Source organism: Paenibacillus piri, assembly GCF_004354045.1.
In the GTDB taxonomy this organism is placed as follows: Bacteria; Bacillota; Bacilli; order Paenibacillales; family NBRC-103111; genus Paenibacillus_S; species Paenibacillus_S piri.
On the sequence record NZ_SMRT01000002.1, the window covers coordinates 695,758 to 715,030 of the forward strand.

Below are 19,273 nucleotides of genomic sequence, written 5' to 3' on the forward strand. Positions count from 1 at the left end.
GTGGCAAAAGTGAGAACTCGCGAAGGCATCGGCCCACGGCTCTTTGACGGGATCAATTATGTATTGCTGTCGGCGCTTGTCCTTGTTACGCTGTATCCGATTTATTACATGGCGATCATTTCGGTGAGCGACGGTTTGCTGGTATCGCGCGGTGAGGTCAAGCTATGGCCGGCCGGCTTCAATTGGGAAGCGTATAAAACGATTCTCGAAGATCCGGCGATCATTCGCTCCTACGGGAATACGTTAGTATACACGCTGCTCGGAACGGCCATTAACGTCGGAATGACGGCGCTGTGCGCCTACCCGTTGTCGAGAAGCAAGCTGTACGGCAAATCGGTGTTTACGTTTTTGATCGTGCTGACGATGTTTTTTCACGGCGGGATGATCCCCAATTATTTGGTCGTGAACCAATTGGGTCTGCTCGATTCGATGTGGGCGATCCTGCTGCCGCCGGCGGTTAACGTCTGGTATATGATCATGATGCGTACGTTTTTTTCGGGCATTCCGAATGAGCTTCATGAATCCGCTTACATCGATGGCGCGAACGACATTCATATTTTTCTGCGCATTGTGCTGCCTCTTTCCATGCCGGTGCTGGCGACGATGACGATGTTTTATGCGGTGTGGCATTGGAACAGCTTTTTTCCGGCGATGATTTACTTGAACGATCAGAAGCTGTTTCCGGTGCAAATCATGATGCGCAAAATTGTCGTCTCCGGTCAGATGGGCAATCAGAGCATGGCGTCCAGCGGCTCGGAAGTAGGCGTACTGGTGTCGGCGGAAAATATCAAATACGCAGTCATTATCATTACGATTATTCCGATTGTGGCGATTTATCCGTTTATTCAAAAATATTTTGTCAAAGGAGTTATGGTCGGCTCACTGAAGGGATAGCCGCTGCATGCAAGCCATTATAAGAACGGAGTGAACGACGTATGGCGAAAAAGAACAAAAAAATGATCGCATTATCTTCAAGTCTCGCATTAACCTTGGTCGCGTTAGCCGGCTGCAGCTCGCAGAGCTCGTCTCCGCCGCCGGCAAGCTCACCGAAGACAGAGGGCCAGAGCCAGAAAAGCCCGGACGGTAAAAGCGCCGGCGGCAAATTGTTCGAGCAGCCGATGACATTGAAGGTAATGCTGCCGGATGGCGCCTCTCAGCCGATTGTGGCGGACGCGCCGGCGATTCAGGAAATATTCAAAAAGACGAATGTAAAAATCGAATTGCAGCCCTCGCCCGACACGAATTATGCGGAAAAGGTGCAAACGCTGCTCGCAACGAACAACATTCCCGATATAATCCGCATTCCGAAAACGAATTTTCTGGATTCGGCACCGCTGGCCAAAGCGGGGATGTTCGTAGCGGTGACGGATCATCTGGATGTCGCTCCGAACTTGAAAAAGGTAATCGAGGAAAATCCGGAAATTAAAAAAATGATGATTGACGGCAAACTGTACGGGTTTCCGGTTATGGGCAAATGGAAGGTGCGTTACGGCCAACTGCCGCTGATCCGCGACGATCTACTGAAAAAGCTCAATTTACAGGCGCCGACATCGTTCGAAGAGCTGTATCAGGTGCTGAAGAAATTCAAGGAAGCGTATCCCGATACGTATCCGATTACGTTCCGCAACGGAATTGCCAACTTTTTGCCGTATATGGCGTATGCTCTTGGTTCGGGCTACCCGATCTATTACGATCCGAACGTAAACGGCGGCAAATATGTGTACGGTCCTGCGCATGCTTCCGATTTCAAGCCGGTGCTCACTTATTTGAATAGGCTGTACAGCGAAAAGCTGCTGGACCCGGATTATGCCGTCAATACCGGTCAAACGTGGCAGGAGAAATTAAGCTCCGGCAAGTCGCTGTTCTATTATGACAACAATACGTACGGGCTCACATTTACAAAAGCGCTTCAGGCTAAAGACCCGCAAGCCAAATTCGAGCAGATTCGCATTATGAAAAACGACAAGGGACAGATCCGCAATTACGAATATCCGAAAGACTGGTGGCATATGTTTGCCGTCAGCTCGAAAGTGAAGGACCCGAAGGCGGTCGTCAAATTCATGGATTGGATGTACAGCGACGAGGGCGTACTGGCAACCAATTTCGGCGCCGAGGGCGAGCATTACAAACTGGATAACGGCAAACCGGTCGTTCTGGACAGCGTGCTGCAAAAATATTTGGATAAAAAGGATCCGTTCCACGCAATGCAATCCGCTCTCGGCACCGGGCTGCTCGCATTCGCCACTTATGTCGACGAAAGGCCGCTGATCGCCATTTCACCGCCGGAGCTGGAGACATGGAGCAAGCTGATGGAGCAGGATAAAGGCTATTTCCAAAATATTATGGACCCGCCGTTCAACAAAGAGGAAATGGATAAACTGAAGCAGCTGAAAACCCAGGTCGATACGCTTGTTCAGCAGGAAATCGACAAATTCATCATGGGCACCCGCAAGCTGAGCGATTATGACAATTTCGCCAAACAGCTGACGGACAAAGGCGCGTTGGACATTGAGAAAATTTATAACGACGCGAACGCGAGGCTGAAATAATTATAAATTCGGACAGAAAGCGAGGAACCGTATAATGATCATCGACCATATCCGCAATGCGCCGCTGTACTACGGCGTTCACGACAAGTTTGCCGCTTGCTTTGAATATTTGAACAATCAGGAGGCCGGCCAGCTGGGGCCGGGCACCTATGAGCTCGAAGGCTCCGAGCTGTTTCTGATGATACAGAGCTACCGGACAAGACCGGAGGAAGAGGGCTTCTGGGAAGCGCACCGCAGCTACATCGACATTCAGGTGATGCTCGAAGGTACGGAGCGGATGGGCTATGCTTATGCCGGTCAATTGGCGACAACGGAAGACCATCTGGACGAAAAGGATTACAGGGTACTGGCAGGGAAAGGCGATTTCGTGGATGTGCGCCCGGGCAGCTTCGTCATCTTTTATCCGGACGATGCGCATATGCCGTGCATGGCAACCGCCTCGGGGTCCGCTCCGGTAAAAAAAGCGGTGTTCAAAATCAAGCTGGGGAGGGGATGAAGCTGTGGACAGTCTGGCATTGAAAGCCCATATGCAGCAAGGCGGCCGGGTATACGGGACGTTGATCGTTTCGACGTCCCCCCGTTGGCCGGCGGAAGTGAAAAAGCTCGATTTGGATTTTGTATTTCTCGATACCGAGCATATGTCGATGGACCGCGATCAGCTCTCCTGGATGTGCCGTACGTATGAAGCGCTTGGCATGGCGCCGATCGTCCGGATTCCGTATCCGGACCCGCATCAGGCGACGATCGCGCTGGATGCCGGCGCCTCCGGCGTCGTCGCTCCTTACGTGGAGACGGTGGAGCAGGTCGTCGCGCTGCGCGGTGCGGTGAAAATGCGGCCGCTCAAAGGACGGAAGCTGCAGCGAATGTTGGACGGCTCGGAGGCTGCCGAGCCGGAGCTGGCCGTTTATCTGGAAGATTACAACGAGCGGCATCTGATGATTGTCAATATCGAGAGCGGACCTGCGCTGGAAGCGCTGGACGATATATTGGCCGTACCCGGTCTGGACGCCGTTCTGATCGGCCCGCATGATTTGTCCTGCAGCTTGGGCGTCCCCGAGCAGTACCGGCATCCGGTGTTCACAGAGGCGGTTGAAACGATTATTAAGAAGGCGCGGGCGGCGGGCGTGGCCGCCGGCATTCATTATTTTTTCGGCGTCGACCAGGAAATCGGCTGGGGCAAGGAAGGGCTGAATCTGTTCATCCATGCATCCGATATGACGGCGTTTGCGGAGAGCATGTCCCGCGACTTGCAAACGATCAAGCAGAGTCTTGGCGACCGTTCGGCAAGCTCGGCGGGCAGCATCCATATTTAAAAGTCCGGCGAACAAGCGGCGAAGCGGGCGGAATCGTTCTGGAGAAGCGTCAGCGTTCGCAGCGATCGATGGATGTTTCGTCTGCGCAGCCGACAATGATTCACCGGACGTATAAACATGAATCAGGATAACAGGAGTGATCATATGAATTCAAATCGTAAGTCGGCAGGAGAGGCAACGGTCCGTTGGGACTTTTCCGGTGCCGCCGTCGTCGTCCCGGCAGGACTCGAAGGGGCGGCGGCCAAGGCGGTTGCCGTGCTGCTTGAAGAAATTGAGAAACGCACCGGCATCATGCTTCCGGTAACAACCGAATGGCCGGTTGAAGCGCGGGCGGTCATTGCGGCAGGGACGGAAGCTTCATTAAATGGGATATTGACACAGTCCGACCGGCAGGCATTGGAAAGCCTCACCCGTCCCGGCAATGAAGGCTACCGGGTGCTGGGGCTTGAAGAACGGGGGCCGGCTGTGCTCATCGCCGGCGCCGACCCGCGCGGCATGCTGTACGGCATCGGCCATTTTTTACGCAAGGCGAAATTCGGACGCAATTCGATTCGCATCGAACCGAACATGGCGGTCTCCAGCACACCCCGCCATAGCTGCCGCGGGCATCAGCTTGGCTACCGCCCCAAGACGAATGCATACGATGCATGGTCGCCGGCGCAATTCGACCAGTATATCCGCGAGCTTGCGATATTCGGCGCCAACAGCATCGAAATTATGCCGCCGCGAACGGACGACGATGCGACGGGTCCGTTGATGCAGGTGGGGCCGCTCGATATGATGATCCGGTTGTCCGGAATCATCCATTCGTACGGACTCGATACATGGGTCTGGTACCCAAATATGGCCGATGATTATACCGACCCGGACACGCTTCGCGAAGAGCTGCGGGAGCGGGAGGAAATATTCGGCAAAGTGCCTTATATCGACGCCGTGTTTATCCCCGGAAGCGACCCGGGCGAGCTGCAGCCCGATGTGCTGTTCGCCTGGTCTGCGCAGGTGGCGGCGCTGCTGCGGAAATATCATCCCCATGCGAAGCTGTGGATTTCGCCGCAGGTGATGTCGCATGAGCCGGGCAAATGGCTGGAAGGCTTCCTTGCCCAAGTCGATCTGCAGCCGGAATGGCTGGGCGGGATCGTATTCGGCCCCCACGTCGATATTCCGCTGCCGGAGCTGCGCCGCCGTATCCCTTCCCAATATCCGATTCGCCGCTACGAGGATATTACGCATAATTTTCACTGCCAGTACCCGGTGGTGGATTGGGATCTTGCGTTTGCGCTCACGTTGGGCCGCGAGAGCATCAATCCGCGTCCGCTTGCCGAGAAGCATATTCATAATGTGCTGGAATCGTACGCAATCGGGAATATTTCATATTCCGAGGGCATAAACGATGACGTAAACAAATTTATTTGGAGCGATCAGGATTGGGATTCGCGCACCGAGGCGATCGAGACGCTGCGCGATTTCGCCCGCTTCTTTATTGGCGAGGCTTACGCGGAAGGCGTTGCGCACGGGCTGCTGGCGTTGGAGAAAAACTGGGAAGGGCCGCTGGCCGCCAATGAAACGATCGACCGGACATTAAGCATGTGGCAGTCGATGGAGCGGTCCGCGCCGCCGGAGGTGCTGAACAATTACCGGTTTCAAATGGGACTGCTGCGCGCTTATTACGATGCGTATATTAAGCGTCGGCTGCTGTACGAAACCGAGCTGGAAGCGAGGGCGCTGGATGCGCTCCGTTCGGCATCTGCGGTCGGTGCGATGGCCGCACTGGAGCGGATGGAGGCGATTTTGGCGAAAGCGAGAACCGAGCCGGTCGAGTCTGTCTGCCGGCAGCGCTGCTGGGACCTGGCCGACGAGCTATTCCGCAATATCGGGGCGCAGCTGTCCGTAATCCGGCATCAGGCGATTGCGCTGGGACGCGGAGCGTTCATGGACGCGATCGATTTCCCGCTGAACGATGCGGGCTGGCTGTTGGCACAGGCAGCCGCCATTCGCGAGCTGCCGGATGAAACCGGCAAACTGGATGCTATCGATCGCGTCTTGAACCGAACCAACCCGGGACCGGGCGGCTTTTACAATAACCTGGGCTCTTACACAGGCTTGCGGCAGGTGGATCCAGGCAAAGGCTGGGCGCAGGATCCCGGTTATCTCGAATCGCCCCGGATGGCTCCGGGTACGTATTTACTGCAGTCGGAGAAGCCGCTCGATCGAAACGTTATTCCGCCGCTTGCTTCAGTCCGGCATGTCAATACGCTGGCGGATACGCCGTTTACGGTGCGGTACGAGCGGTTGGACCCGGCGGCTTCGTACCGCATAAAGGTCGCTTACGTTGGCGATACAGCAAGCGATATTTCGCGGGATTACCACGTGACGCTGACAGGCGGAGGCGAGAACGGCCCGGTCATTCATGCGAATGTGCTTGTCGCGCAGGGACGCTGCAGCGAAGTGGAGTCGCCGCTGCCGCCTGCTGCTTATAGCGACGGCCGGCTTGTGCTTACATGGAAACGGGTCAGCGGCTTCAAGCGGCTGAACGTATCCGAGGTATGGATCATCCGGGAGCCGAAATAGTACCCGGGAGCCAAAATCATAATTGAATCGCAGGGAGGAAACGGAAAGATGAAACGAATGGCCGGGGGCGTATGGCCCACGATGGTCACCCCATTTACCGAGCAAGGCGAAATTGACTACGCTGCGTTGGAACGCGCGATTGAATGGTATATCGGATGCGGCGTTGACGGCTTGTTCGCCGTCTGCCAATCCAGTGAAATGTTCCGGCTCAGTCTGGAGGAGCGCGTTCAGCTTGCGGCATTCGTTAAGCGGCAGGCGAACGGTCGGGTTCCGGTCATCGCGTCGGGCCATATTTCCGATTCGTTCGAGGATCAGGTCGAAGAGCTCCGGGCTATTGCCGCGACCGGCATCGATGCGCTCGTTCTTATTACGAACCGGCTCGCAGGTGAGGACGAATCGGATGCGGTATGGAAAAGCAATCTGCAGAAGCTCCTTGAAGCGATTCCGCCGCATATCGCTTTAGGCTTCTACGAATGTCCGTTTCCGTATAAACGGCTCATTGCTCCGGAGCTGCTGCAATGGTGCGCAGGCACCGGCCGGTTCCTGTTCCTGAAGGATACGAGCTGCGATGTGGACAATATGAAGGCGAAGCTGGCTGCGGTTCAAGGCACCGATTTGCAAATTTACAACGCGAATTCGGCGACCTTGCTGGAAACGCTCAAGGCGGGAGTGACCGGCTACAGCGGCATTATGGCCAATTTCCATCCTGACTTGTATGTATGGCTGCTCCGCCATTGGCGGCAAAGCCCGGAGGAAGCCGAGCATCTGAGCTGCTTCCTCAGTATGACATCACTGATCGAGAAGCAGCTGTATCCGGTAAACGCGAAGTATTATCTTATGCTGGAAGGAGTTTACGCAGCGATGAACTGCCGTACCCGCAGCGTCCTCGATTTTACGGCGACTCACCGGCTCGAGGTTGAGCAGCTGCGCCGCATTTCCAAGTCGTATGCGGAACGATACCCCGCTTTAACGGGGCGATAAATCCGCGAACCGGATATAACCTGCGGTTTGAATAAAGGATACCCTCAATGCAGATCGCGGCATTTAAAGCCGCCTGCATTGGGGGTATTTTTTTAGTTGAAGAAAGCAAGTACCTGCGGTCGAAGAGAAGGTCAATTAAATAGGTCTGACCTATACGCTGAGCGAAGATTTCGCTTATTGTGGTCCGCGACTTCGACAGGATGGATGATGACGGTGGCTGATGACAATATGGAGCGATGGATATTATACTAATCTAGGATGAATCCCCGAATGTGTGTGCTTCAACTAAAACACGGTTCGATTGGGCTTCTATTTGCATGTAATCCCTCATGATTATTGAATCTGCCGTATTGATTATAGATTAGCTAAAACCCCAGTACATCAGCATTTACAGCCATTATTCAGTAATTATCTGCCACGGTGATTATAGACATGAATCTGGAAGACAGGTAAGTTAGGACTATCCCTAGTGATTACAAACAGACGGGAAACTTTGGAGGGATGTGTGATGCAGAACAGTTCTACTGCAATTCAATCTGTTGCCGCTTCCAAGATGGCAATATTCAACCGCCGGTTCAAGAAGCAAAAATGGTTTTATCTGATGCTGCTCCCCGGACTCTTGTACTTCTTAATCTATAAGTATGTGCCTATGTGGGGGGTTCTGATAGCCTTTCAGGATTTTCAACCCTTCCAGGGATTTTTCGGAAGCAAGTGGGTTGGACTTAAGCATTTCGAGACGTTCTTCATGGAAGAGACATTCTGGATGCTATTTCGAAACACGTTTATTCTGGCAGTATACAATATTTTATTCTTTTTTCCTTTACCCATTGTTATTGCCCTGATGTTAAATGAAGTGCGCAAGGATGTTTTTAAGCGTTTTATCCAAACCTTTATTTACATTCCGCATTTTGTTTCCTGGGTTGTGGTAATTGGGATCAGCTTCCTGTTTTTTTCAAAAGATGGCGGCATCGTCAATAATGTATTGGTTAGCGTTGGTAGTGAGCCCGTCAACTTTTTGCTTAGCAAGGACTGGTTCCGCACAATCATTACATCACAGGTGATGTGGAAAGAGACTGGGTGGGGCACTATCATCTTCCTTGCTGCGCTCGCAGGTGTCGATCCCGGCTTATACGAGGCAGCGAGAATAGATGGAGCCAACCGTTGGCGCCAAATGTGGCACATAACGCTTCCTGCTATCCGAAGCACCATTATTATTTTGCTCATTTTGCGAATCGGTCATTTCCTTGATTCCGGGTTCGAGCAAATTTTCCTTATGGTTAATCCGATGAACCGCGAGGTAGGGGAAGTGTTCGATACGTATGTATACAGTACGGGTATTTCCCAAGGGAAATTCAGCTATAGTACCGCGGTAGGCATGTTTAAATCAATTGTTGGATTAGTTCTAGTCGTAGTTGCCAACCGTTTAGCTAAGCGGTTCGGCGAAGACGGAATTTACTAACGGTAGGAGGACACCGGTATGGTAGACAAAAGTCTATCCAGTAGAATATTGGATGGAATCAATTATTTGCTGCTATTGCTCATCGCTGCTGCTTGTGTGTTGCCGTTTATCTATATATTGGCTGCATCGATTACAGATCCACAGGAATTGATAAAAAAAGGATTTATTTTATTTCCAACAAAATTTTCACTTGTCGGTTATCAATATATTTTGTCGACCGATGTTATTCTATCTAGTTTATCCGTTTCAATAGGTATAACCGTTGTCGGAACCTTGGCGAATTTGTTTTTCACCGCGTTAATGGCGTATCCTCTTGCCCAAAGGGATTTAATGGGTGTGAGCTTCTTCATGAAGATGGTCGTGTTCTCTATGCTGTTTAGCGGCGGGATGATTCCAACCTATCTTGTTGTAAAGGAGACGGGGCTTCTCGACAATCCAGCCGCGCTCATTGTTCCGGGCTTGATAAGCGCGTTTAACCTGATTATTATGCGCAGTTTCTTCCAGCAGCTTCCGGATGGGCTTGAGGAGGCCGCACGGATTGATGGCTGCAGCGATATAGGGATTTTATTCCGCATCGTGCTTCCTTTGTCAGCGCCCGTACTTGCTTCGCTCGCTTTATTTTATGCGGTAGGGCATTGGAACGCGTACTTTAATGCCATTTTATACATCAATGATAGTACATACTGGCCTATCCAAGTATGGTTAAGACAAATTGTTATATTATCTCAAGGAGGGATTGGGGATTCTTCGCAATTCGGCGATGATTTTGTTCCACCACCGGCGGAAACCATTAAGATGGCGGTTATTGTGCTCTCGACATTGCCTATTTTGATAGTCTATCCGTTTTTGCAAAAGCACTTTGCCAAAGGAGCATTATTGGGGTCAGTGAAAGGCTAAAACTATAGTAAAAATTTATATTAATGAAGAGGAGATTTTGAATGAAAAAGAATATATCCCGCAAGTCTGTAAAATTGCTCACTGTTATCTGTGCCACTTGCTTAACAGCTTCGATGCTTGCAGCGTGTTCTTCCACTAAGAAAGAAACTCCGTCAGCTCAACAACCGGCGGGCACCCCGGCAAAGCCGTTGGAATTGAAGGTCATGATGATTCAGCAATCCCCGGAGCCTCCGAAAAAGGATAGCCCCTTTTTAAAGAAAATCGAGGAGTACACGAATACAAAGCTGGATATCACGTGGGTACCGGGAGCGGGAACAGCTTATGACGATAAAGTAAGCGCTACGATTGCCTCAGGAAATTTACCTGATCTGATCTTGCTCCGGAAAACGAAAGAGACGGCAAATTTGAATGCGCAGCTGTCAGGTGTATTCTGGGAGCTTACTCCTTACCTGAGAGACTACAAAAATTTGAGCAAAATGAGTCCGGTAGCGGCCAAGAACGCAAGTATAAGCGGGAAGCTGTATGGTATTCCGCGCGAGCGTGTGCTTTCCCGTTATGGAATGATTATCCGTAAGGATTGGCTGGATAATCTGGGGCTCCAGATGCCGAAATCGTCTGATGATCTTTACAAGGTGGCTAAAGCTTTTAGCGAGAACGATCCGGATAAAGACGGCAAGAAAAATACATTCGGCATTCAGGAAGACGCCACCATGGAGCTGCTTAAGCAACTGACTATTTACAACGGCGGTCCGAACGGTTGGGGATTGAAGGACGGCAAGGTTACGCCGGATTTCTTGTATCCGGAATTCAAATCCGCGTTGGATTTGTATAAGAAAATGGTCAGCGAAAAAATTATAGCTGCGGATTTCCCGATTGCTAAAAAATATGATTACTTCAATCAAGGCAAAGCCGGCATATATTTCTCTGTTATCGACGACGGCTACGGCCGCCATATAGATATGATAAAGCAGGATCCTAAAGTAGTGGTTGATGTCGCGCAAAACTTCGACGGGCCGCAGGGACAACGGGTAAGGGGCACTAACGGGTATGACTCCTTGATTGCAATCCCTAAGTCAAACGTGAAAGATGAAGCAAAATTGAAGCAAGTCCTTGGTTTCTTGGATAAAATGGGCGATGAGCCGATGCTATCCTTAATCAATGCAGGCATAGAAGGAACGGACTATAAGACAGAAAACGGAACCGCAAAGAAAATTGACGGATCAAAGGGATCTGACGATTGGCAAAACTTTAGATGGGGCAATCCATACGCGGGCGTGAAGCTTATGAAAACGCCGATTGAGCAAAAGATCGATAAGCTATTTACGGATAACGAAAAAATTGGGGTTGTTGACATAAGTGCTGCTCTGCTTTCCGACATGAACACTCAAAAAGGAGTTGATTTGAAGAAAGCTGTTACGGATGCACAAGCCAAATATGTTCTTGGTGAGCTGGACGAGAAGGGCTGGGAGGCTGTTGTAGCCAAGTGGCGCTCAGGTGGCGGAGACAAAATCATCGAGGAATTTACCGCCGATTATAACAAGAGTAACGGTAAATAAACAGAATTTCTATAGGAATCCGCCGAGACTTCGGCGGAATCCTTTTTAGCATCTGTTCATATTTAATACTGAATAAAAGGAAATGATGATAATGACAAAAAGCATTCGTTTGCCACAGCCGTTTGAGCCCTTATTCAACTATCCGATCCGCGACACCTCAATTTGTCTTGGGGAGGACGGTTATTATTATTTGACGGGAACAACAGGAGCTCCCGATTGGTGGGCCGTAACGGGAGATATCCAGGTGTGGAAATCGGCAGACCTGATCGAGTGGAATCCCGTTATAACGAAGCCGCGCAAATGTTCCACCGTATGGAATGTGGATCGGAACGGTACTTGGCAGAAGGAGACAGGTCTTCGGGACGACGCGCCATTCCGCCCGCTCTGGGCGCCTGAGATACATTATATGAAGGGTACCTTCTGGCTCACGTACAGCATTCCCAGACTCGGGAACGGTTTGTTAAAGAGCGTCAGCGGGAGCGCTGAAGGGCCTTATGTGGATTGTATCTCGGCGAACTCGCCGGTTAGTCCTCATATCGATGCATCACTCTTCCAAGACGAGGACGGAACCGTATATTTTCTGTGCGATAACGGTAAGATTGCCCGGATGAATGAGGACATGACGGGCTTGGTGGAGGAACTGCGCCTTCTAGCTCCAGCTAATGCCGAGCATGTTGGGTTTGAGGGCACGTTTTTGTTTAAAGCTCATGGCAAGTATCATCTAGCCGGAGCCGACTTCGTTGATGGTGATTATCATTGCTTCGTTGCGAGCTCTGAGCATGTGTATGGTCCCTATGGTGACCGTTATCTGGCGGTTCCGCATGGCGGACATAACATGTTCTTTCAGGATAAGGATGGACAGTGGTGGAGTACGTTCTTTGGTAACAACTCCAATGCACCTTTTAAGGAACGTCCGGGGATATTGAAGGTAGAATTTGATGAAGAATTACGTATAAGGCCGGCAGTCATTCATACTGGGCAAGATTGATGGGAGGGACGGACTTGAACACCTCTATTCTGAACCATATTCAGTCACCTATAGTACTTCAAGGCAATAGTCATATCGCTTACCGTGATCCTACGGCACACTATGATGAAGGTGTATTCAGGCTGTACTATACCTTGGTCGAGACCGAGTCAGACGGACAGGTATATATGTATACGGCCATGAGTGAAAGCCAGGACCTGGTGAATTGGAGCGAGTCGAGACGATTGACCCCGAGAGACAACAGCTTGAATTTTTCAAGTCCAGGCAACATCATTCGTCATAACAACCGTTGGGTGATGTGTCTCCAAACATATCCAAGGCCTAATGGGGAGAAGTACGGTAATGCGAGCTCCAGGATTTGGACCATGGAGAGCATGGATCTCGTTCGTTGGACTGAACCGGAGCTGCTGCTGCTGAAGGGTGAGGAAACTCCAATTGAACAGATGGGGCGGATGATTGATCCCTACTTTATTGAAAGTAAGGATGAGCCGGGGAAATGGTTATGCTTTTATAAACAGAATGGCGTAAGTCTCTCGTACTCATACGATTTGAAGCGTTGGACATTCTATAGAAACGAAAACGCTGGGGAGAACGTTTGTATATTGAATGAAAAGGATCAATACGTTATGTTTCACTCTCCGGAGAACGGCATTGGGATTATGAGATCGACCGATTTGGAAAACTGGGTTCATGACGAGGGCTTGCTCACTTTTGGACAGCAGGAATGGGATTGGGCAAAGGGGAGAATTACAGCGGGTTTTGTATTAGACTGCAGATATGTAGAGGGGATCGAGAAGTTTCTTATGTTCTTTCACGGGACTGGTCCTGAGGATGAGCGCATTGTTTTTGATACTCATGCCTGTATTGGGATTGCGTGGAGTAACGATCTTGTCGAGTGGCAATGGCCGTAATCCCTTTTGAGCTTTTTTACTAAATATAATACAATGTTAATATTGTATATATTTCATGTTGTATGGAAGGATATCGTGTATGTCAAGGCTGTTTACATCCAAGTATTTGGTACGACTCCTCATATTTAGTCTCTTAATCGGAACCGTTCCTGTGGTTACATTAGGAACCCTATCCTTCATTCGGGCCAAGGACAGCGTTCAGCAGAAGGTTAATGATAGTAATATGCAGCTGCTTCAGCAGACACAAATGAACGTAGAGCAGGTGCTGCAACTATTTGAAAATCTCATGACGCAGTATGTGGGCACCTTACTGGTCAGGGAAGCGCTCCAAATGTCCATCACCGCGCGAAACTTTGAAATGGCAAATGAGCTGGCAATGGGGCTGAATAAGCTGCAGCCGTTTGAATTGGGCGCCAAGAACGTGTACTTGGCTAATCATAAGTACGGTTGGATCATATCCAACCAAGGCTATTCAAATCTGGATAATTCGGACATGAAAGGAGCTGTCCAGAGCTACTTTAATGCTGAAGCAGCTTCCTACTGGACAAGCGTAACTCATGAACCTGCCTCAGGCGTTAGGCTCATAAAGAAGCTCCCACTTAACTCGCCGAATACCACTGGGGTAATTATAGGCGAGCTTCCGGCCTATTCGTTGGAGAAGCTTGTTTTCAATGAGTCGGCTGACCGGGAGACGGTTATTCTGGATAGTGAATACCGTTTGTTAACGCAGCCTCAAAGTCGCGTAATCCAGTCTTCGGACGAGCTGCAGCATGCTATTGAAAGCATTAAGCAATCGGACAACCCGGCTCTAGGTTATTTAACGTTTAAGACTCATAATGAGACGATTGGAGTCATGTATCGCAGTTCTGACTATAATGGCTGGAAATACTTGTCCTTTTCATCCGTAAGCGATATCACTAAGGATTCCCGATCCATAGGCTGGTACACTCTTTTTGTCTGCCTCGGGGTATTCTTGATCATCTTCATCTTATCGTGGGCCGGATCCAAACGTTTGTATTCACCGATCCAACGCGTCTTGTCCTTTGCAGTAGGTGAACAGTCCACTGACGACCACCACAAGGATGAGCTTCAATTAATAGGAGATCATATTCATTCTCTTCGAAATTCACAGACCGAGCTGCGTGATCAACTGCACAAGCATTCCAAACAGTTGGAGGCATTCTTTATCCGCAGGCTGCTGCACGGAGAAATCCGGCCCAAGGAAACACAGGAGCGCTGGGCGCAGTTCGCCTATGATACACAGCCTGCCCAGTTCGGAGTTATGACGGTTCAGATCGATAACTTAGAGAATTCAAGATATAGTGAGAGCGACCTTGATTTACTGATGTTTGCGATTAATAACATTGTGAGTGAGCTTATTCCGGCCACCAATCGTTTAGAGCCTGTCGTTATGGTGAATAATCAAGTGACGATATGCCGCAGCAGTATAGTAGAAGGTCGTGACTACGGGAATGACTTGTACCAATATGCCGAACGGATTCAAGCAACGATCCGCGAGCTGCTTCACCTCAAGATCAGCGTAGGTATCAGTCGTCCATTTATGGATATTAACGATGCCTCACATGCTTATAAGCAAAGCCTTGAAGCTTTAACCTACAGAGTTCGGTTTGGCGAGCAAGTAATTCTACCTTTTGATAGCGTATTACCGGACACCCGGATTGCTGCGGCCTATCCTGATTGGCTTGAGAAAGAGCTGATTGAAGCGGTTAAGATGGAAGAACGGGATAAAGCACGCGACATTTTAAAAGAGTTTATTCAGAAGGTGCTTGTGGATTATCCGCGTTACTATGATTTTCAGATGGCTCTAACCCGCTTGCTGATTGATTTGATTAGGGAGTGGCAGGAAGCCGGGGAAACGATGACCCCTCTACACGTATCCGGGAAGCCTATTAACGAGCATCTGCTGGAGCTAAAGACGGTTGAGGAGATCGAGGAATGGATCTTTCATAATGTTATTGATCCGATGATGGCCGCGCTGCACCAACGCTGGGAAAGCCAGAATAAGAAAATATCCGAACGTATGCTGGATATGATTCATAGCAAATTCGAGAGTGATCTAACCTTGGAGCTGTGCGCATCTCGTTTGAATTATCACCCGAACTATATTAAGACGGTGTTCCGCAAAGAAACAGGCAGTAATTTCAGCGACTATCTCTCCAAATATAGACTTTCGGTAGCTAAGCAATGGCTGGTAGAGACCGAGATGAAGATTACCGAGATCGCTGAAAAGCTCCAGTACCACAATTCCCAGAACTTTATCCGCTATTTCCGTAAGATGGAAGGCATGACTCCGGGACAGTATCGTGAAAAGCACCGATGATTCAATATTCGAGTAGAATATCATTACAGGAGCCGCTTTTTCCACAGAAATGGAAAGATAGAGCGGCTTTCATGTGCTTTGAGGATTATAGAGCCTGCACCGATGAATATTTCCTACAATTGATACTATTAGGATTGTCGACAGGAATCGGGCAACTTAGTAATCTGTTGTTTAGTGTCCAAAGAAGCTGCAGTCAGCAAATGGAGTGAGGGGATGGGTATGGGCTGGAAAAGCGATAGCGGTCGCCTTTGAAATCGTGTTATTACCGCCGAATCAATTCCATGCAACACGATTTCAACAGCGATTGGAAGCCCAAAGTATAAAATCCGGGGAACCAAGGTGTTTCCCTTTTTAAGTTTTTTGGTAAGTAGAGTTATGGAGACCAATATTTTACGACAAATATTTTTTGATGAACATAACCATTGGGAAAACTTTGTAAAGAAGCATGGGAAACAAATACGGCCAGTCGTCATGAAAGAAGTAGAAAAGTTCAAGAACTGCGGAAATACAAAGAAAGGATTTAAACTGCTCATCTGCGAAGGCTGCCATGACATGAAAGTCATACCATACCGGTGTAAAGGCCGATTTTGTACAACCTCCTCATGCAATGAAACCGAAGAATGGAGCCGGGTGTTAGCAGAGGAAGCATTTCAAGTGAATCATCGGCATGTCATGATGACGATCGATGAAGGATTGAGGGATATTTTCCTGAAACATCGCGGCTTACTGAAGGAATTCATGAACGAAGGAGTAAGAATTGTAAAGGAATACTTCGAAAAAAAGCATAAAGTCACACCCGGGATTATCGCTGGGCTGCATACGTTTGGATCGAGGCTAAACTTTAATCCTCATATCCATATGGTAGTGACCATGGGGGGCATGAAAGCAAATGGAGAGTGGAAGAAGTATGACTATATACCGTTTGAAATGTTGCGAAAACAATGGCAAACGGTCGTACTGAAGCTGATTCGTCGAAACTTGAGTACCGCGGAAAAAAAGGAAGTGCAGCCTTTGCTGCAGAAGGCCTTCACAGAAAATGAGGAGGGCTTCTATGTGCATGCGCCGAAGCAGAAAGGAGATGTGAAGGCGCAACTGGGATACATTGGCCGCTATATGCGTCGACCCGCGATTGCAGTAAGGCGGATCGAGGCCTATGACGGACAATACGTTACCTTTCGTTATATGAACAAAACGGAAGAAGCGGAGAAAAGAGAAACCGTCACGGTGGAAGAGTTTATGGCCCTGTTGATCCGTCATATTCCGGATGAACAGTTTAAAACGATCCGTCATTACGGAGTATACTCTCGCCGTACCAAAAAGCTTGCCAAAAAGCTCATCACCGCTTGGCAAAAGGAGGCGAGAAGATGGATTGTGAAAGCGAAACGTACTCTGCGCCGTCAAACATGGAACGAGAAAGTAGAGAAACGAACAGGACAAGATCCAATGGTCTGCCCAAAATGCGAATGTTATTATGAATACAAGGGAGAAGTCTGTCCTGAGGACGGACAGCTTGTAGTAAAGTATGCGGCATGCCAAAATACAAGGGCAGTGCTAGAGAGGATGATCGACCCTGTCACCGGTATCCAAGAAAAGAAAACCAGGAAAGAAAAAGAAACCGAAGCCATTGATCCTAAGCAAGTACCTACAGTCGAAAGAGGCCGTCAATTATGTATGTCTGACGTGTTCGGAAAGCGAAAAGATACCGCTTAGTGTGGTCCGGGACTTCGATAGGATGGATGATGGAGACCCGGAAGTGCCCCCGCAATTCGCATGTGAAGCTTGCGGCGGAGCCATGTACCCGGAATACTACAAAGGTGTACATGGTTATGAATACCGGATCGAAGACCGGTTAGTAAAAAAAGAGGTAGCAGAAGACACAAGGGTAGAACAGTAAGAGGGCATGGATGTGGGGTGGAAAGTTTACGGGCCGTCTTTGAAGTCGTGCTCCCCCTGCCTAGTCTAATCGAAGGAACACGACTTCAACAACGGCTGTAACCCCACATCCATCCCTCCCCACGCTCAAACGTAAATCTTACACCAAGGACGCCGCAAGGCGTTTTTCTTATATTTCCAAAAAATGCAATTCCGGCTATAATCAATGAAAGCAGCAGAATTTAAGGATGTCCGGAGCCGGAGAGCTTTTGCTGTGATGTGACATCTGCCAAAAGCCGGGATCGTTTAGTTGACCAAGGTTGCATCAGCGATTCTATTCATAATGGAGGGATAGTGGATGGATCTGGAAGGTCTTATTTCCTTTGCAAAACCATTCTACGAAAGCAAGGATCTCATGCATGATCTGACTCATATCGACAGAATGCTTCATTCCGCTGAACGCTTATTAAAGCATTATCCCGAAATTACCGATCATGACTTGATCGTGTACGGCTGTTATTTTCACGGTTTTATTTATTCGCATGAGTCAGCTATCCGGCTGTATCTCAATGGCTTGAGCCTCCCCGGAACTTATATTGATAAAATCGTTACCGCTGCCTGGGAATCGCAAAAGGACGAGGTGCCTGAATCGCTCGAAGGCAAGCTGCTGCACGATGCGCACCGAATAGAAGGGGGTAAAACGTACCTGATCGTAAAATCGTTATGTACAGGTACGGCCAGGGGTCAAAGTCTGGAGCAAACACTGGATTATTTTGAAGCCCATGTGTTGAGTAAAGGAGTTTGTTATTTGCCGGAAGCCCAATTCATTTATAAGGAAATGCAGCAATTCGCGGACATGTTTATAAAAGATTTGCGTGCGAGCCTGCCAGCCAGTCATAAAGGGATTTGATAAGAGAGCGGGGGAATTCGGATGTTATCGGTATCAGCCGATTGTTTAGGCTGCAGCTTGGCGAACGGCCGGATGCCTGCCGAAATTGTATATGAAAATGAATACGTGACCTGTCTGCTCGACATAGCGCCCATACATGAGGGGCATATGCTGATTTTGCCGAAATCGCATGTGCTCGATCTTGACGAAATGGACGAAAATACGGCAGCTGCCGTGATGATGGCATCCGCTGTGCTTTCCAGGTTGCTGAAAAGGACATTTGCGCCTGATGGCATTACGGTGATGCAAAACGGCGGAGCATTCAATGATTTGAAGCATTACCATATGCATGTGTTTCCAAGATACAAGCAGGACGGCTTCGCCTGGGTAGAGCCGGCCGATACGCATTATGCGGGGCAGCGGCTCGCCGAAACGAGACGAAAGCTCAAAGGACTTTTGAAAAACGGGGAGGGAATACATTGATCGACGTTGAAATTAAAAAGGTGCAGCCGAACGATCCGGACCTGCTCCGTTTAATCGCCAAGCTGGACGAGGAGCTGCTGGAGCGTTATCCGGCCGAGGAAGTACACGGAGTGGATGTCACGGATCCCCGCGTTCGCGAGATCGTATTTATTATTGCGTATGCGGGCCGCGACGCTGCGGGCTGCGGAGCGATCCGTCCGTTGGACTCGAAGAGTACGGAGCTGAAACGTTTTTTTGTGGACCGCGATTACAGGAAGCAAGGCATAGCGGGCCGCATGCTGGCGTTTTTGGAAGGGCAGGCGAAGGAGCAATGCTTCGAAACGATCAAATTGGAAGCGGGTCCCGGGCAGCCGGAGGCGCTCCGTTTTTATGAAAAGCATGGTTACCGGGAAATTGACAAGTTCGGCGAGTATGCGGCCTGCGAACTGAGCATTTGCTACGAGAAGAGGATCGGATAGAGCGGGAT

At 49.5% G+C, this 19,273-nt stretch carries 16 protein-coding genes; all 16 read left to right on the plus strand.

Features of this window, described 5'->3' with window-relative positions:
* The first annotated feature begins 9 nt into the window (after positions 1-9).
* Entirely contained in the window at positions 10-894 is an 885-nt protein-coding gene (locus E1757_RS07965) for a carbohydrate ABC transporter permease (RefSeq protein ID WP_246079069.1), read from the plus strand.
* Positions 895-935: 41 nt separating this feature from the next.
* Complete coding sequence (locus E1757_RS07970; RefSeq protein ID WP_133226434.1) at positions 936-2,549, plus strand: extracellular solute-binding protein; 1,614 nt, start codon at positions 936-938, stop codon at positions 2,547-2,549.
* A 34-nt stretch (positions 2,550-2,583) separates the two neighbouring features.
* Complete coding sequence (locus E1757_RS07975; protein WP_133226436.1) at positions 2,584-3,045, plus strand: NanQ anomerase/TabA/YiaL family protein; 462 nt, start codon at positions 2,584-2,586, stop codon at positions 3,043-3,045.
* Positions 3,046-3,049: 4 nt separating this feature from the next.
* Positions 3,050-3,862: an HpcH/HpaI aldolase family protein gene (locus E1757_RS07980; RefSeq protein ID WP_220446488.1), complete on the plus strand. Its 813-nt coding sequence runs from the start codon at positions 3,050-3,052 to the stop codon at positions 3,860-3,862.
* A 144-nt stretch (positions 3,863-4,006) separates the two neighbouring features.
* The gene (locus E1757_RS07985) at positions 4,007-6,430 is read left to right on the plus strand and encodes a hypothetical protein (RefSeq protein ID WP_133226438.1); all 2,424 of its coding nucleotides are present in this window, start codon (positions 4,007-4,009) and stop codon (positions 6,428-6,430) included.
* 48 nt (positions 6,431-6,478) lie between these two features.
* Entirely contained in the window at positions 6,479-7,411 is a 933-nt protein-coding gene (locus E1757_RS07990) for a dihydrodipicolinate synthase family protein (RefSeq protein WP_133226440.1), read from the plus strand.
* A 553-nt stretch (positions 7,412-7,964) separates the two neighbouring features.
* Entirely contained in the window at positions 7,965-8,870 is a 906-nt protein-coding gene (locus tag E1757_RS07995) for an ABC transporter permease (protein ID WP_246079090.1), read from the plus strand.
* A gap of 18 nt (positions 8,871-8,888) precedes the next feature.
* Entirely contained in the window at positions 8,889-9,767 is an 879-nt protein-coding gene (locus E1757_RS08000; RefSeq protein WP_133226444.1) for a carbohydrate ABC transporter permease, read from the plus strand.
* Positions 9,768-9,808: 41 nt separating this feature from the next.
* Positions 9,809-11,323, plus strand: a complete 1,515-nt coding sequence (locus E1757_RS08005) for an extracellular solute-binding protein (protein WP_133226446.1) — start codon at positions 9,809-9,811, stop codon at positions 11,321-11,323.
* 91 nt (positions 11,324-11,414) lie between these two features.
* Positions 11,415-12,311, plus strand: coding sequence for a family 43 glycosylhydrolase (locus tag E1757_RS08010; RefSeq protein ID WP_165971999.1), 897 nt, complete (start codon positions 11,415-11,417; stop codon positions 12,309-12,311).
* A 14-nt stretch (positions 12,312-12,325) separates the two neighbouring features.
* The gene (locus E1757_RS08015) at positions 12,326-13,222 is read left to right on the plus strand and encodes a glycoside hydrolase family protein (RefSeq protein ID WP_133226450.1); all 897 of its coding nucleotides are present in this window, start codon (positions 12,326-12,328) and stop codon (positions 13,220-13,222) included.
* Between the two features lie 151 nt (positions 13,223-13,373).
* Entirely contained in the window at positions 13,374-15,563 is a 2,190-nt protein-coding gene (locus tag E1757_RS08020; RefSeq protein WP_165972000.1) for a helix-turn-helix domain-containing protein, read from the plus strand.
* 375 nt (positions 15,564-15,938) lie between these two features.
* Positions 15,939-17,273, plus strand: coding sequence for an IS91 family transposase (locus E1757_RS08025; protein ID WP_133226454.1), 1,335 nt, complete (start codon positions 15,939-15,941; stop codon positions 17,271-17,273).
* A 520-nt stretch (positions 17,274-17,793) separates the two neighbouring features.
* Positions 17,794-18,345: a hypothetical protein gene (locus E1757_RS08035; protein WP_133226456.1), complete on the plus strand. Its 552-nt coding sequence runs from the start codon at positions 17,794-17,796 to the stop codon at positions 18,343-18,345.
* 21 nt (positions 18,346-18,366) lie between these two features.
* Positions 18,367-18,807, plus strand: coding sequence for an HIT family protein (locus E1757_RS08040; RefSeq protein WP_133226458.1), 441 nt, complete (start codon positions 18,367-18,369; stop codon positions 18,805-18,807).
* Positions 18,804-19,265: a GNAT family N-acetyltransferase gene (locus tag E1757_RS08045; RefSeq protein WP_246079070.1), complete on the plus strand. Its 462-nt coding sequence runs from the start codon at positions 18,804-18,806 to the stop codon at positions 19,263-19,265. The genes E1757_RS08040 and E1757_RS08045 overlap by 4 nt, the downstream gene beginning before the upstream one ends.
* The last annotated feature ends 8 nt before the right edge of the window (positions 19,266-19,273 follow it).

What these genes read in the sequence shown, in the direction of transcription:
- E1757_RS07995 (WP_246079090.1), top strand. Translation starts at nt 7,965, where the DNA reads ATGGCAATATTCAACCGCCGGTTCAAGAAGCAAAAATGGTTTTATCTG.
- E1757_RS08035 (WP_133226456.1), top strand. Translation starts at nt 17,794, where the DNA reads ATGGATCTGGAAGGTCTTATTTCCTTTGCAAAACCATTCTACGAAAGC.
- E1757_RS08000 (WP_133226444.1), top strand. Translation starts at nt 8,889, where the DNA reads ATGGTAGACAAAAGTCTATCCAGTAGAATATTGGATGGAATCAATTAT.
- E1757_RS08040 (WP_133226458.1), top strand. Translation starts at nt 18,367, where the DNA reads ATGTTATCGGTATCAGCCGATTGTTTAGGCTGCAGCTTGGCGAACGGC.
- E1757_RS07970 (WP_133226434.1), top strand. Translation starts at nt 936, where the DNA reads ATGGCGAAAAAGAACAAAAAAATGATCGCATTATCTTCAAGTCTCGCA.
- E1757_RS07985 (WP_133226438.1), top strand. Translation starts at nt 4,007, where the DNA reads ATGAATTCAAATCGTAAGTCGGCAGGAGAGGCAACGGTCCGTTGGGAC.
- E1757_RS08025 (WP_133226454.1), top strand. Translation starts at nt 15,939, where the DNA reads ATGGAGACCAATATTTTACGACAAATATTTTTTGATGAACATAACCAT.
- E1757_RS08005 (WP_133226446.1), top strand. Translation starts at nt 9,809, where the DNA reads ATGAAAAAGAATATATCCCGCAAGTCTGTAAAATTGCTCACTGTTATC.
- E1757_RS08010 (WP_165971999.1), top strand. Translation starts at nt 11,415, where the DNA reads ATGACAAAAAGCATTCGTTTGCCACAGCCGTTTGAGCCCTTATTCAAC.
- E1757_RS07975 (WP_133226436.1), top strand. Translation starts at nt 2,584, where the DNA reads ATGATCATCGACCATATCCGCAATGCGCCGCTGTACTACGGCGTTCAC.
- E1757_RS07990 (WP_133226440.1), top strand. Translation starts at nt 6,479, where the DNA reads ATGAAACGAATGGCCGGGGGCGTATGGCCCACGATGGTCACCCCATTT.